The sequence below is a fragment of the Streptomyces sp. NPDC042002 genome (assembly GCF_055588305.1).
Window position 1 is genome coordinate 65,958 of the sequence record NZ_JBVJCT010000021.1, and the last position, 16,197, is coordinate 82,154.

1 protein-coding gene is annotated in these 16,197 nt (G+C 73.8%); it reads right to left on the reverse strand.

Features of this window, described 5'->3' with window-relative positions:
- Positions 1 to 46: 46 nt before the first annotated feature.
- A complete protein-coding gene (locus ACZ6KY_RS27025; RefSeq protein ID WP_469312882.1) occupies positions 47 to 16,162 on the reverse strand; it encodes a type I polyketide synthase in 16,116 nt (5,371 codons plus the stop codon).
- Between the last annotated feature and the right edge of the window lie 35 nt (positions 16,163 to 16,197).

A 16,197-nucleotide genomic window follows, 5' to 3' on the forward strand; every position in this document is an offset into this window, starting at 1 on the left:
CCGCCTCGCGGAGTGCGCCACGCCCGCCGCTCGGCGCGTTGGGGCGTCAGGAAGCGCCGAGCTCGTCGTCCAGCAGGTCGAAGAGCTCGTCGTCGGTCACCGAGTCGAGGTCGTCGCCGTCGACGCCCCCCTCGGTGCCGCCCGTCGGGTCCTGGGCGTCGGTCCACTTGGTCATCAGGGCCTGGAGGCGCATGGTGATCCGCGAACGTGTGACGGTGTCCGCGTCCGCGGCCACCAACGCGGCCTCCAGCCGGTCGAGTTCACCGAAGACGGTCGGGCCGTCGGTTTCGAGGGGCAGCGCCGAGCGCAGGTAGTCGCTCAGCGCCTGCGGCGTCGGGTGGTCGAAGATCAGCGTGGCCGGCAGGCGCAGCCCGCTGACCGCGCCGAGCCGGTTGCGCAGTTCGACCGCCGTCAACGAGTCGAAGCCCAACTCCTTGAAGGCGCTGTGTGGTTCGACGGCCGCTGCCCCTGTGTGGCCCAGCACCTGGGCCACCTGGGTGCGTACCAGGTCCAGCAGGAGCCGGTCCCGTTCGGCGGCCGGGAGCAGCGCCAGGCGCCGCGCCAGCGACTCGGGGGCGTCCGCCGTCGCCCCGCCGGCCCTGCGCCGCACCGGGGTGCGGAGCAGGCCGCGCAGCAACGGCGGTACGGTGTCGCCGATTTGGGCCTGAAGGACCGGCAGGTCCAGCCGTGCGGGCACCAGCACGGCGGGCCCGCCCGCATGCGCCAGTGCCGCGTCGAAGAGCGCCAGCCCGTCGGCGGCCGACAGGGCGTTCATGCTGCCCCGGCTCAGCCGTTCGCGGTCGCGCTCGTCGAGCGTGGCGGCCATGCCCGCCTCGTCGTCCCACAGACCCCAGGCCAGCGAGACGGCGGGCAGCCCCGCCGCGCGCCGTTGCTGGGCGAGGGCGTCCAGGAAGGTGTTGCCGGCCGCGTAGTTGGCCTGTCCGGCGTTGCCGAACACACCGGCCGCCGAGGAGAACAGCACGAACGCCGACAGGTCCAGCTCGCGTGTCAGCTCGTGCAGGTGCCAGGCCCCGTCCACCTTGGGCCGCAGCACCCGGTCCAGCCGCTCGGCGGTGAGCGCCTCGACGGTCCCGTCGTCCAGCACACCGGCGGTGTGGACGACGGCGGTCAGCGGGTGCTCGTCGGGGATGCTCCCGATCAGCGCGGCCACCGCGTCCCGGTCGGCCACGTCGCAGGCCGCCCAGGTCGCCGAGGCGCCCAACTCTCCAATCTGGGAGGCGAGTTCGGCCGCCCCGTCGGCCTGCTCGCCGCGCCGGCTCACCAGCAGCAGGTGACGTACGCCGTGTTCGGTGACCAGGTGCCGGGCGAGCAGACCGCCGAGGGTGCCGCCGGCGCCCGTGACCAGGACCGTGCCCTGAGGATCCGTACGGGTGCCGTCGCCCGGCTCGGTACGGGTGCCGTCGCCCGCGGGGACGGTCGTACGGGCCAGACGCGGGGCCAGCACGACCCCGTCGCGCAGCGCGAACTGCGGCTCGTCGGAGGCCAGCGCGTCAGGCAGCGCGCGCCAGGAGGCGTCCGTGCCGTCCACGTCCACCAGGACCAACCGGCCCGGGTGCTCGGCCTGCGCGGAGCGCACCAGGCCCCACACCGGCGCGTGCGCCAGGTCCGTCACCCCCTCGTCGGCGCCCGGCGCGACGGCCCCGCGCGTGACGAACACCAGCCGTGCCTCGGCGAACCGCTCGTCCGCCACCCACCGGCGTACCAGTGCCAGGGCGTCACCCGCGGCGTCGTGCGCGGACCGCGCGAGCCCCGCACCCGTACGGGAGCCGGGGACCGGGTCGAGCGACACGAACACCGTCGCCGGCGCTCCCACCACCTCGGTCTCCTCGGCCAGCTCCGCCAGGTCGTCGTACGGCTCGGTGTCGGCCGCCGGCCCGGGCAGCGCGTCCGCCAGCCCGAGCGGGTCGGTGCCCAGCACCGCCCACGCCCCCTCGGCCGGCGCCTCCGCCCCGGGCAGCGCCAGCGCGATCCAGTCGACCTGGAACAGCGCGTCGCGCACCGGGCCCGTGCCGCTGCCGTCGAAGACGTCGGCGGCCAGCGGGCGCAGCACCAGCGATGGCACCGTGAGCAACGGCTGCCCGGCCTCGTCGGTGACGTCCAGCGCGACCGCGTCGCGCCCCGCAGGGGCCATGGTCACCCGCAGCGCCGCCGCGCCGACGGCGTGCAGCCGCACACCGTCCCACGCGAACGGCAGCCGCGCGCCCTCGGGCCCGTCGGGGAAGAAGTCGCCCAGGCCCACCGCGTGCAGCGCCGCGTCCAGCAGCGCCGGGTGCAGCCCGTACGCGGCCGCCTCGGCCCGGCGCTCCTCGGCGAGCGAGACCTCGGCGAACACCTCGTCGCCGCGCCGCCACGCCGCCCGCAGGTTGCGGAAGGCCGGGCCGTAGCCGAGCCCGATGGCCTCGAACGACGGGTAGAGGTCCGTGACCTCGCACTCCTGGGCGCCGGCCGGCGGCCACTCGGTGTGCGGGGCGGGGTCGGCCGCCGCGTCGGCGACCGTCAGGACACCGCCCGCGTGCCGGGTCCACGCCTCCTCGAAAGCGGCGTCCTCCGGCCGCGAATAGACGTGGAACTCCCGTCGGCCCGCGTCGTCAGCACCCGACACGGCCAGGCGCAGCTGCACCCCGCCGGTCTCCGGCAGCACCAGCGGCGCCTCCAGCGTCAGACTCTCCAGCAGGTCCAGGCCCGCGCGGTCACCGGCCCGAACCGCGAGCTCCACCAGCACCGCGCCCGGCACCACGACCGTGCCGGCCACCCGGTGGTCCGCGAGCCAGGGGTGGGTCCGCAGCGAGAGCAGCCCGGTCAGCAGGAACCCGTCCGAGTCCGGCAGTTCCACCGCCGCGCCGAGCAGTGGGTGCCCGGCGGAACCGAGCCCCGCCGCGACCACGTCGCCCGGGAGAGCGTGCGGGGGCGCCTCCAGCCAGTAGCGCTGGCGCTGGAAGGCGTACGTGGGCAGGTCCACGCGCTCGGCGCCGGTACCTGCGAAGTACGCGGCCCAGTTGACGGCGGTGCCGTGGACATGGGCGAGAGCGAGGGCCGTGGTCAGGGTTTCGGTCTCGTCACGGCCTCCGCGAAGGGCGGGGGTGAGGACCACGGTGTCGGGGTGGTCGAGGCAGTCCTGGGCCATGGCGGAGAGGATCCCGTCGGGGCCGAGTTCGAGGTACGTCGTCACGCCCGCGGCTTCGAGAGTCCGGATGCCGTCGGCGAAGCGGACGGCCTCACGGACGTGGCGGACCCAGAAGTCGGGGTCCGTCATGTCGTCGGTGACCACCGTGCCGGTCAGGTTCGACACCACCGCGATCCGGGGACTCTCGTAGGTCAGACCCTCGGCGACCTTGCGGAAGTCGGCGAGCATGCCGTCCATGTGCGGCGAGTGGAACGCGTGACTGACCGCCAGCCGCTTGGCCTTACGGTCCCTGAACGAGCGGACAACCCTCTCGACCTCGTCCACGTCACCCGCGATCACCACGGACCGGGGCCCGTTGATCGCCGCGACGCTCACCCGCTCGCTCAGCAGCGGCACGACCTCGGCCTCGGTCGCCTCCAACGCGATCATCACCCCACCCTCCGGCAGGGCCTGCATCAACCGGCCGCGCGCCGACACCAGCCTGCAGGCGTCATCCAGAGACAGCACCCCCGCCACATGCGCGGCAGCGATCTCACCGACCGAATGCCCGGCAACAAAGTCCGGCTTCACACCCCACGACTCCACCAGCCGGAACAACGCCACCTCAACCGCGAACAACGCAGGCTGCGCGAACTCCGTACGATTCAACAGCTCGACGTCCTCGCCGAACAGCACCTCCTTCAAAGGGAGTTCGAGGTCCATCCGGCTCGCCACCGCGTCCAACGCCACGGCGAACGCCGACTGGGACACATACAACTCCCGCCCCATACCCAGCCGCTGACTCCCCTGCCCCGTGAACAGGAAGGCGAGCTTGCCGGCGTCCGGCGAGCCGATCGTCAGGTTGGCGGCGGTCCCGCCCTCGGCGAGCGCGGCGAGTCCGGAGAGGAACCCGTCGCGATCCCCGGCGAGCACGACGGTCCGGCGGTCGAGCAGCGTGCGGCTCGTCGTCAGGGCGTAGCCGATGTCGGTGAGGGACAGTTCGGGGTGCGCGATGGCATGGGCGCGGAGGCGTTCGGCCTGGGCGCGCAGCGCGTCCGGGGTCTTCGCCGAGAGCAGCCAGGGCAAGCTGCTCGGCTCGCGCCCGGGCTCCCGGGGCTCCTCCGGCGTGGTCGGCACGGGGGCCTGCTCGATGATGGTGTGCACGTTCGTACCGCTGAAGCCGAAGGAGGAGACGGCCGCGCGGCGGGGCCGGCCGGTCTCGGGCCAGGCGACCGCCTCGGTCACCAGGCGGACAGCGCCTGCCTCCCAGTCCACGTGCGGGCTGGGCTCGTCCACATGCAGGGTCCTGGGGACCACGCCGTGACGCATCGCCTGGACCATCTTGATGATGCCCGCGACACCGGCCGCGGCCTGCGTGTGCCCCATGTTCGACTTGATCGACCCCAGCAGCAACGGCCGCTCAGCAGACCGCTCCTGACCGTACGTCGCCAACAGCGCCTGCGCCTCGATCGGATCACCCAACGTCGTCCCCGTACCGTGCGCCTCCACCACATCCACCTCGGACACCGACAGCCCCGCACTCGCCAACGCCTGCCGGATCACCCGCTGTTGCGACGGACCGTTCGGCGCCGTCAGACCGTTCGACGCACCGTCCTGATTCACCGCCGAACCCCGCACCACCGCCAACACCGGATGCCCATTGCGCACCGCGTCCGACAACCGCTCGACCAGGAGGACGCCCGCGCCCTCCGCCCAGCCGGTGCCGTCCGCGTCGGCCGAGAAGGCCTTGCAGCGACCGTCGGCCGCCAGCCCGCGCTGCCGGCTGAACTCCACGAACGGCGCGGGGGTCGCCATCACCGTCACACCGCCCGCGAGGGCCAGCTCGCACTCGCCGTTGCGCAGCGCCTGCACCGCCAGGTGCAGGGCGACCAGCGACGACGAGCAAGCCGTGTCGACCGTGACGGCCGGCCCCTCAAGACCGAAGGCGTACGAGAGCCGACCGGAGATCACACTCGCGGCGTTGCCGGTGCCGAGGAAGCCCTCGACGCCCTCGGGCAGTGCGGTGAGGCGTGAGGCGTAGTCGTGGTACATGACGCCGGCGAAGACACCTGTACGGCTGCCGCGCAGCGACGTCGGCTCGATGCCGGCCCGCTCGAACGCCTCCCACGAGGTCTCCAGCAGCAACCGCTGCTGCGGGTCCATCGCGAGGGCCTCGCGCGGCGAGATCCCGAAGAACGCCGGGTCGAAGTGGCCCGCGTCGCGCACGAACCCGCCCTCGCGGGCGTAGCTGGTGCCTTGGTGGTCGGGGTCGGCGTCGTACAACGCCTCGATGTCCCAACCGCGGTCCTCCGGGAAGCCGGAGACGGCGTCCCGGCCCTCCATGACGAGCCGCCACAGGTCGTCCGGGGTCTCCACGCCACCGGGATAGCGGCAGCCGAGACCGACGATGGCGATGGGCTCGTCGTCCCGCAGGACGGTGACCGCTGGAACGTTCAACCCCGGTGCGGCACCCATGAGTTCGGCATGCAGGTGCGCGGCGAGGATCGTCGCGGTCGGGTGGTCGAAGACCAGCGTGGCGGGCAGCCGCAACCCGGTCGCCGAGGCGAGCAGGTTGCGCAGCTCGACGGCGGTCAGCGAGTCGAAGCCCAGCTCGCGGAAGGAGCGGTCCGTCTCCACCGCCGCAGGACCCGCGTACCCGAGGACCGTGGCGACCTGGCCGCGCACGGTCTCCAGCACGTACGCGGTCTGCTCCCCGACCGTCATCCGGCCCAGGCGTCCGGCCAGGGCGTTACCGCTGTCCGTGGCCTGCGTGGCGCGGCGGACCGGGGTCCGGACGAGGCCACTGAGCAGCGGCGGCACCGTGCCGGCGCGCAGTGCGGCCAGGTCGAGCCTCACCGGCACCAACAGTGCCTGCCCGGAAGCCGTCGCGGCGTCGAAGAGCGCCAGACCCTCCGCCGCCTCCAGCGCGGAGACCCCGCCCCGGCCCAGGCGCGAGACATCCCTGTCGTCGAGCGCGTCGGCCATCCCGGAGGTCTCGGCCCACAGACCCCAGGCCAGCGAGGTCGCCGCCAGCCCCCGCGCCCTGCGGTACTGAGCCAGAGCGTCCAGGAACACATTGCCCGCCGCGTAGTTCGCCTGACCCGCACCACCGAACACACCGGCGGCCGAGGAGAACACCACGAACAGATCCAGATTCCCGGCCAGCTCGTGCAGGTGCCAAGCCGCATCCACCTTCGGACGCAACACCCTCGACACCCGCTCAGCGGTCAGTGAGCCCACCGTGCCGTCATCCAGCACGCCCGCCGTGTGGACCACACCCGAAACCGGATGCTCCGCGAGCAATGCGGCCAGTGCCGCACGATCAGCCACATCACACGCGGCCCATACGACCTCCGCACCCAACCCGGCCAACTCAGCCGTCAGTTCAACCGCACCAGGAGCCTCCCCACCCCGACGCGAGACCAACAACAGCTTCCGCACACCACGTTCGGACACCAGATGCCGGGCGAACAGACCACCCAGCGCACCACTCGCACCCGTCACCAGGACCGTCCCGGACGACGTCACGGGCTCCGCGTCAGCAACGGCCGCCCGAGCCAGTCGCGGCACCAACAGCGCACCCTTACGCACCGCGACCTCCGGCTCGCCAGAGGCGAGGGCCACGAGGGCGGGGTCGGGCAGCCCGGGGACGTCGGCGTCCAGCAGGGTGAACCGGCCCGGGTTCTCGGTGGCGGCGGAGCGGACGAGGCCGCGCACCGCCGCACCTGCGAGGTCGGCTACGGGGTCGCCGGTGCGGGCGGCAACGGCTCCGTGCGTGACGAACACCAGGCGCGCGGCGGCGAACTTCTCGTCGGCCAGCCACTCCTGGGCCAGCGCGAGCGCGGCGGCGACCCGTCCGTGCACGGCGTCGGGCAGCCCGGCGCCGTCCGTGACCGCGTCGGCGTCCGGCCCCACGTCGACGACCACCAACTCCGGTACCTCGCCTGCTGCGATGGCAGCCAGGTCGGCGTAACGAGGGGCGTGGACATCGGGGAGCCCGGCCCCCAGGACGGCACGGCTCGGAGCCGACGCCGAACGGTCGGCCGGGACCTCGGTCCAGTCGATCGCGTACAGCGAATCCTGCCGGCCACCACGCGCGGCACCGATCTGCTCGGCGGAAATGGCGCGCAGCACCAGCGAGTCGACGGAAGCGACGGGTTCACCCGTGGTGTCGGCGAGCTCCAGCGACACCGCGTCGCGACCGGCCGGGGCCAGCCGTACCCGTACCGCCGAGGCGCCCGTCGCGTGCAGCCGCACGCCGCTCCAGGCGAACGGCAGTCGGGCGCCCTCCTCCTCACTGCCGGACGGGGTGTCGCCGAGGGCGAGGGTGTGCAGGACCGAGTCGAGCAGGGCCGGGTGCAGCCCGAAGGCGTCCGCGTCGGTCCCCGCCCCACTGGGCAGGGCCACCTCGGCGAAGAGCTCGTCTCCGCGTCGCCAGGCCGCTCGCAGCCCCTGGAACAGCGGCCCGTACGCGAGCCCCGCGGCGTCCAGCACCTCGTACGCGCCGTCCGTCGACAGTGGGTTCGCGCCGACCGGCGGCCACGCACGTAGGTCTGTGCCGGCGGGCCGTACCTCGTCGGTGAGCAGGCCCTCGGCGTGCCGCAGCCACGGCTCGTCCTTGAGGTCGAGGTCTGGCCGGGAGAACACGGCGACCGGCCGCCGACCGGACCCGTCGGGCGGCCCGACGGTCAACTGCACCTGTACGGGGCCCTGTTCGGGCAGCACCAGGGGGGCCTGGAGGGTCAACTCGTCCAGCGCGGGGCACCCGACGCGCTCGGCGGCGTGCAGAGCGAGCTCGACCAGGGCCGCGCCGGGGACCAGCACGGAGCCCATGACCGCGTGGTCGGCCAGCCAGGGGTGGGTGCGCAGGGAGAGCCTGCCGGTGAACACGCTGCCGTCGGCGTCCGCGAGCGCGACGGCCGCGCCCAGCAGCGGGTGCCCGGCCGGTGCCAGGCCCAGCCCGGACGCGTCGCCGGGCAGCACGGCACCGGCCTCGGGCCAGTAGCGCTCACGCTGGAAGGCGTACGTCGGCAGGTCCACGCGGTGTACGCCCGTACCGGCGAAGTACGCGGCCCAGTCGACGCGTGTGCCGTTGACGTGTGCGAGGGCGAGGGCGCTTACGGCGGTCTCGGCCTCGTCGCGTCCGGCGCGCAGGGCGGGGACGAAGACAGCGGCGTCGGCGTTCTCGACGCACTCCTGGCCCATGGCGGAGAGAACCCCGTCCGGGCCCAGCTCGACAAACGTGGTCACGCCCGCGGCCTCCAGGGCGCGGATGCCGTCGGCGAAGCGGACCGCCTCCCGGACATGGCGGACCCAGAACTCCGGCCGCGTCAACTGCTCCGAAGCGAGAGCACCGCTCACATTCGAGATCACTGGTATGCGCGGGAGCTCGTAGGTCAGGCCCTCCGCCACCTCGCGGAATTCGTCGAGCATGCCGTCCATGTGCGGCGAGTGGAACGCGTGACTGACCATGAGCCGCTTCGACTTGCGACCGGAGAACGATCCGGCGATCCGCTCCGCCTCGTCCGCGTCACCCGCGATCACCACGGACTGCGGGCCATTGACGGCGGCGATGCTCACCCGCTCGCCGAGCAGCGGCGCGACCTCGTCCTCGGTGGCCTGAAGGGCGATCATGACCCCGCCCTCGGGCAGCGCCTGCATCAGCCGACCACGAGCGGACACCAGCTTGCAAGCGTCCCCCAGCGACAGCACCCCGGCCACATGCGCAGCAGCGATCTCACCGATCGAATGCCCGGCAACGAAGTCCGGCCGCACACCCCACGACTCGAACAACCGGAACAACGCCACCTCGACCGCGAACAACGCAGGCTGCGCGAACTCCGTACGATTCAACAACTCGGCGTCCGCACCGAACAGCACGTCCTTCAGCGGCAGTTCGAGATCCATCCGGCTCGCCACCGCGTCCAGCGCCGCCGCGAACACCGGCTGCGAGGCGTACAACTCCCGCCCCATAACCAGCCGCTGGCTCCCCTGCCCCGTGAACAGGAACGCCGTGCGACCGGCCTTGGTGGCCGCACCGAGGAAGACCTCGGGGACCGGGCGGCCCTCGGCGAGGGCGTCGAGGCGGGCGAGCACGGTGGCGGCCGTGTCGTTCGCGCCGGCCAGGACCACGGCCCGGTGGTCGAAGGCGGCACGGCCGGTGGCCAGCGACTGGGCGAGGTCGGTGAGCGCGATGTCCGGGTGGGCCGCGAGGTGGTCGCGCAGGGCGCGCGCCTGGGCGGCCAGGGCTTCCGCGCCGCGCCCGGAGAGGCGCAGCGGGAGTACGGCAGGGGCGGCGGGGCGCTCGCCCGGCTCGGCCTGCGGTTCCTCCGGGGCCTGCTCGATGATGGTGTGGGCGTTGGTGCCGCTGATACCGAAGGAGGAGACACCCGCTCGGCGCGGCCGGCCGGTCTCGGGCCAGGCCACGGGCTCGGTCAGCAGCGATACCGCGCCCTCGGTCCACTCGACGTGCTGCGAGGGCTCCTCGGCGTGCAGCGTCCTGGGCAGGATGCCGTGGCGCATGGCCATGACCATCTTGATGATGCCCGCGACACCGGCGGCGGCCTGGGTGTGCCCGATGTTCGACTTGATGGAGCCCAGCCACAGCGGCCGGTCGTCGGGCCGGTCCTGGCCGTACGTGGCGAGCAGCGCCTGCGCCTCGATCGGGTCACCGAGCGTCGTACCGGTGCCGTGCGCCTCGACCGCGTCGACCTCGGACGCGGACAGCCCCGCGCTCGCCAAGGCGGCGCGTATGACCCGCTGTTGGGACGGACCGTTGGGCGCGGTGAGGCCGTTGGACGCACCGTCCTGGTTGATCGCGGAACCGCGTACGACCGCGAGGACGGGGTGACCGTTGCGGCGGGCGTCGGACAGCCGCTCGACGAGCAGCATGCCCACGCCCTCGCCCCAGCCGGTGCCGTCGGCGTCCGCGGAGAAGGCGCGGCAGCGGCCGTCGGGCGACAGGCCGCGCTGCCGGCTGAAGCCGACGAACGTGCCCGGCGTGGCCATGACGGTCACACCACCGGCCAGCGCCATGTCGCACTCACCGTTGCGCAGCGCGTGCGCGGCCAGGTGCAGCGCGATCAGCGAGGAGGAACAGGCCGTGTCGATGGTGACGGCCGGACCCTCCAGGCCGAGGGTGTAGGACACACGGCCGGAGGCGATGCTGCCGGTGCTGCCCGAGCCGAGGGTGCCGTCGGCGCCGTCGGCGGAGCCCTCCACCAGGGTCGCGTAGTCGTGGTACATCACACCGGCGAAGACGCCGGTGCGGCTGCCGCGCACGGTGGCCGGGTCGATGCCGGCCCGTTCGAACGCCTCCCAGGTGGTCTCCAGGAGCAGCCGCTGCTGCGGGTCCGTGCCGACGGCGTCGCGCGGCGAGATGCCGAAGAACGTCGGGTCGAAGGCGGCGGCGTCGTGCAGGAAGCCGCCGTGCCGGGTGTACGAGGTGCCGGGGTGGTCCGGGTCGGGGTCGTACAGCGCCTCGACGTCCCAGCCGCGGTCGGTGGGGAAGCCGGAGACGGCGTCCACGCCACCGTCCAGGAGCTGCCACAGCTCCTCGGGGGTGGTGACACCGCCAGGGAAACGGCAGCTCATCGCCACGATGGCGATGGGGTCGTCGGAGACGGCCGCGGGCGCGGGTGCTCCGGTCGCCGACTGGGCCGCGGCGCCTCCGAGTTCGCCGGCCAGGTGACGGGCGAGTACCAGGGAGGACGGGTGGTCGAAGACGAGCGTGGTGGGCAGCCGACGGCCCACGGCGGCACCGAGTCGGTTGCGCAGCTCGACCGCGGTCAGGGAGTCGAAGCCCAGCTCGCTGAAGGCCCGCTCGGGGTCGACGGCGTCCGGAGAGGCGTGGCCGAGCACGTCGGCGACGTGCCGCAGCACCAGATCCAGCAGCACGCGTTCGCGTTCACCGGCGTCGAGGCCCGGGAGCCGCTGCCCCAACGCGGACAGGTCCGTCGCGCTGCCCGCGGAGGCGGTGCGCCGCGCCGGGGTGCGGACCAACGCCCTTATGAGAGGCACGACTTCGGTGCCCGCCGTCGGAACGGTGAGCCGCATGGGCACGAGCAGGCCCGGGGCCGGGCCGGCCGCGCCGAGGGTGTCCGCGAGGTCGAGCAGGGTGAGGCCCTCAGCGGCGGTGAGACCGTGGACACCGGCGCGCCGCATCCGGTCGCGGTCGGTGTCGTCGAGCGCGCCGGCCATGCCGTCGGCGTCCTCCCACAGGCCCCAGGCCAGTGAGAGGCCGGGCAGACCGGCCGCGCGCCGGTACTGGGCAAGGGCGTCGAGGAAGCTGTTGGCGGCGGCGTAGTTGCCCTGTCCGGGGGCGCCGAACACACCGGCGGCCGAGGAGAACAGTACGAACGCCGAAAGATCGCGGTCGCGGGTCAACTCGTGCAGGTTCAGGGCGGCGTCGGCCTTGGGCCGCAGCACGGTGTCCAGACGCTCGGGGGTGAGCGAGTCGAGGACGCCGTCGTCCAGGACACCGGCGGCGTGCACCACACCGGTCAGCGGGTGCGCCTCGGACACGGAGGCGAGCACCGCGGCCAGCGCGTCCCGGTCGGCCGCGTCGCACGCGGCCCAGGTCACTGAAGCGCCGAACTCCACCAGTTCAACGGTCAGTTCGGCCGCTCCGGGGGCCTGCTCCCCCCTGCGGCTGAGCAGCAGCAGGTGGCGTACCCCCCGTTCGGCCACCAGGTGACGGGCGACGAGCCGGCCGAGCGTACCGGTGGCTCCAGTGATCAACACCGTGCCGTTCGCGTCGTACATCGGCGCCTCGGCGTGCTCACCGGCGGGCACGCGGGCCAGTCGGGGCGCGAGCACGGCGCCTTCACACAAGGCCAGTTGGGGCTCGTCGCCGGCGAGCGCGGCACCGAGCAGGTCGAGCGAGGGCGCGGCAGCGTCCACGAGGAGAAAGCGGCCCGGGTGCTCGGACTGCGCGGAGCGCACCAGGCCGTGGACGGCGGCGTGCACCGGGTCGGTCACCGCGTCCTCGTCGCGCGCGGCGACCGCGCCCTCGGTGAGCAGGACCAGCCGGGTGCGGTCGAGCCGCTCCTCGGCGAGCCACCGCTGGAGCAGGGCCAGCGTGCGGTGCGTGGCCGAACGTACGGCCTCGGGGGTGGTGGCGGGCGCCTGCGGATACGGCACGAGGACCGCGTCCGGGGCGGACCCGCCTCCGTCCAACACCGCCACCAGGGCGGCGAGATCGTCGTACCGCGCCACCTGCTCCCCCGCCACGGCGAGGCTCGCGTAAGCGCCGACCCCTGCCTCCGCGAGGCCCGCGTCACGTTCGTCCCTCGCCGTCGCGAGGTCCCCGAGCACCGCCCACCGCACTCCGGTCTCTGCGGCCGGCAGTGTCACCGGGGCCCAGTCCACCCGGAACAGCGAGTCGTGCCCGCGCCCGGTGGTGAGGTCGCCCGCCGAAACGGCCCGCAGTGTGACCGAGTCGATGTCGGCGACGGGCCGACCGGTGCCGTCGGCCAGGGCGAACGACACCGCGTCCGTGCCGGCCCGGGCGAGCCGTACGCGCAGCACGGAGGCGCCCACGGCGTGCAGGGACACCCCGCTCCACACGAACGGCAGCCGGCCCCGGCCGGTGTCCTCGACGAGCCCGCCGAGGCCGATGGCGTGCAGCGCGGAGTCCAGCAGCGCGGGGTGGATTCCGAACTGCGTGTGCTCGGCGCCCTGTTCGGCCTCCGTGCCCACCTCGACGTACACGGCGTCGTCGGTGCGCCAGGCGGCGCGCACACCGCGGAACGCGGGCCCGTACTCCAGACCGGCCTCGGCGAGCCCGGCGTACAGGTCCTCGACGGGCAGCGGTACGGAGCCGGTGGGCGGCCACTCGGCGAGGGACGTGGTCGGTTCGGGGGCGCCGGTGGTGAGGACGCCGTCGGCGTGCCGGGTCCACGGTTCGAGGGGGTCGGCGCCCTCGGGGCGGGAGTGCACGCCGAGGACGCGTCGACCGGTGGCGTCGGGGGCACCGACCCACAACTGGAGCTGCACGCCGCCCTGTTCGGGCAGTACGAGCGGGGCTTGCAGGGCAAGCTCCTCCAGCAGGTCGCAGCCGACCTGGTCGCCCGCGCGTATCGCCAGCTCGACGAAGGCGGCGCCGGGCAGCACGACCGAGCCGTGCACGGCGTGGTCGGCCAGCCAGGGATGGGTGTCCAGGCCCAGCCGGCCGGTGCAGAGGAAGCCGTCGGTGTCGGCGAGCGCGACGGCCGCGCCGAGCAGCGGGTGCCCGGCGGAGCCGAGCCCGGCCGCCGTGACGTCGCTCGCGGGCCGCCCGGCGTCCAGCCAGTAGCGCTCGCGCTGGAAGGCGTACGTGGGCAGGTCGGCGCGCCCGGCGCCGGAACCGGCGTGGTACGCGGCCCAGTCCACGGTCACGCCCCGCACGTGCAGGCGGGCCAGGGCGCCGGCCAGCGCCTCGGTCTCGGGGCGGTCCTTGCGCAGCAGGGGCACGACGGCGGCGGTGGGAGTGTCGGTGAGGCACTCATCGGCGAGCGCCGACAGGACGCCGTCGGGGCCCAGTTCAACGAAGTGCGTGACGTTGCGGGCGGCGAGGGTGCGGATGCCGTCGGCGAAACGGACGGCCTCGCGGACGTGACGGACCCAGAACTCCGGCTGCGTCAACTGCTCCGAAGCGAGAGCGCCGCTCACATTCGAGACCAGTGCTATCCGGGGGGCCGCGTAGGTGATGCTCTCCGCGACCTCGCGGAAGGCGTCGAGCATGCCGTCCATGTGCGGCGAGTGGAACGCGTGACTGACCGTGAGCCGCTTGGACCTGCGGTCGCCGAACGATCCGGCGATCCTCTCGGCCTCGTCCGCGTCACCCGCGATGACCACCGAGCGCGGCCCGTTGATCGCCGCGATGCTCACCCGCTCACCGAGCAGCGGAGCGACCTCGTCCTCCGTGGCCTGGAGGGCGATCATCACGCCGCCCTCCGGCAGCGCCTGCATCAGCCGACCCCGGGCGGACACCAGCCGGCACGCGTCCTCCAGCGAGAACACCCCCGCCACATGCGCGGCCGCGATCTCACCGACCGAGTGCCCGGACACGAACTCCGGCTTCACACCCCACGACTCGACGAGCCGGAACAGCGCCACCTCGACGGCGAACAGCGCGGGCTGCGCGTACTCCGTACGGTTCAGCAGTTCCGCATCATCCCCGAACAGCACGTCCTTCAGCGGGAGTTCGAGGTCCATCCGGCTCGCCACCGCGTCCAAAGCCGCCGCGAACACCGGCTGGGACACGTACAACTCCCGCCCCATACCCAGCCGCTGACTCCCCTGCCCCGTGAACAGGAAGGCCGGCTTGCCGGGGACCGGGCGGCCCCGGACGACGCCGGGGACGGTGCGCTCGGCGTCGGGGTCGAGGTCGGCGAGGGCCGCGAGCGCGGCGGTGAGCCCGTCCCGGTCGGGGGCGGTGAGCACCGCCCGGTGCTCGAAGTCGGTGCGCCCGGTGGCGAGGGTGCGGGCGACGTCGAGGGTGCCGAGGCCGGGGTGGTCGGCCAGGTGGGCGTGGAGGCGGGATGCCTGGGCGCGCAGCGCTGCCGGGGTGCGCCCGGAGAGGTTCCACACCGCGGCCCCGGGCGCGGCGGCCCCGTCCGCGGCGGCCGCCACGATCCGCTCGGGTTCGGCGGCCTCCGTGGTCCGTTCGGGCTCGGGGGCCTGTTCCAGGACGGTGTGCGCGTTGGTGCCGCTGATGCCGAAGGAGGAGACGGCCGCGCGGCGCGGGCGGCCGGTCTCGGGCCAGGCGCGCTGCTCGGTGAGGAGTTCGACGGCGCCCTCGGTCCAGTCGACGTTGGGCGTCGGCTCGTCCACGTGCAGGGTCCGGGGCAGGACGCCGTGGCGCATGGCCATGACCATCTTGATGATGCCCGCGACACCGGCGGCGGCCTGGGTGTGCCCGATGTTGGACTTGATGGAGCCCAGGTACAGGGGCTGTCCGTCGGTGTGCTCGCGCCCGTAGGTGGCGAGCAGGGCCTGGGCCTCGATGGGGTCGCCGAGGGTGGTGCCGGTGCCGTGGGCCTCGACCGCGTCGATGTGCGCGGCGGGCAGGCGGGCCTCGCCGAGAGCCTGGCGGATGACGCGCTGCTGGGACGGACCGTTGGGGGCCGTGAGGCCGCTGCTGGCGCCGTCCTGGTTGACGGCGGAGCCGCGGATCAGGGCGAGCACGGGGTGGCCGTTGCGGTGGGCCTCGGACAGCCGTTCCAGTACGAGCATGCCGGCGCCCTCGCCCCAGCCGGTGCCGTCGGCGGAGGCGGCGAAGGACTTGCAGCGGCCGTCGCCTGCCAGGCCCCGCTGTCGGCTGAACTCCGTGAAGGTACCGGGCGTGGACATCACGGTGACACCGCCGGCGAGGGCGAGCGTGCACTCGCCCTTGCGCAGCGCCTGGGCGGCGAGATGCAGCGCGACCAGCGAGGAGGAGCAGGCGGTGTCGACCGTGACGGCCGGGCCCTCAAGGCCGAGGGTGTAGGCGATACGGCCGGAGGCGATGCTGCCGGAGCTGCCGTTGCCGAGGAAGGGCTCGACGTCCTCGGCGACACTGAACAGCCGGGCCGCGTAGTCGTGGTACATCAGGCCGGCGAAGACGCCGGTGCGGCTGCCGCGCAGCGTGGCCGGGTCGATGCCGGCGCGCTCGAACGCCTCCCAGGAGATCTCCAGCAGCAGCCGCTGCTGCGGGTCCATGGCGAGGGCCTCGCGCGGGGAGATCCCGAAGAAGGCGGGGTCGAAGTCGGCGGCTTCGTGCAGGAACCCGCCGACCTTCTCGTACGCGTCGATGCCCGACTCGGGATCGGGGTCGAACAGGACGTCGCCCGGCCAGCCCCGGTCGGTGGGGTAGGGGGTGGCCGCGTCGGCACCGCCCGCGACGAGCTCCCAGAGCCGTTCGGGGGTGTCGACGCCACCGGGGTAGCGGCAGCTCATCGCGACGACCGCGATGGGTTCCTGCTCGCGTTCCTCGACCTCGCGCAGCCGTCGCCGCGCCTCGCGGAGGTCGGTCGTCGCCCGCTTGAGGTAATCGAGGTACTTCTCCTCGTTCACCATTACGCCATCCCCGTGGTCTTGGTCGGAATGCTCGC

Excerpts from the sequence above, each read along its gene's own strand:
- ACZ6KY_RS27025 (WP_469312882.1), bottom strand. The coding sequence starts at position 16,162 with ATGGTGAACGAGGAGAAGTACCTCGATTACCTCAAGCGGGCGACGACC.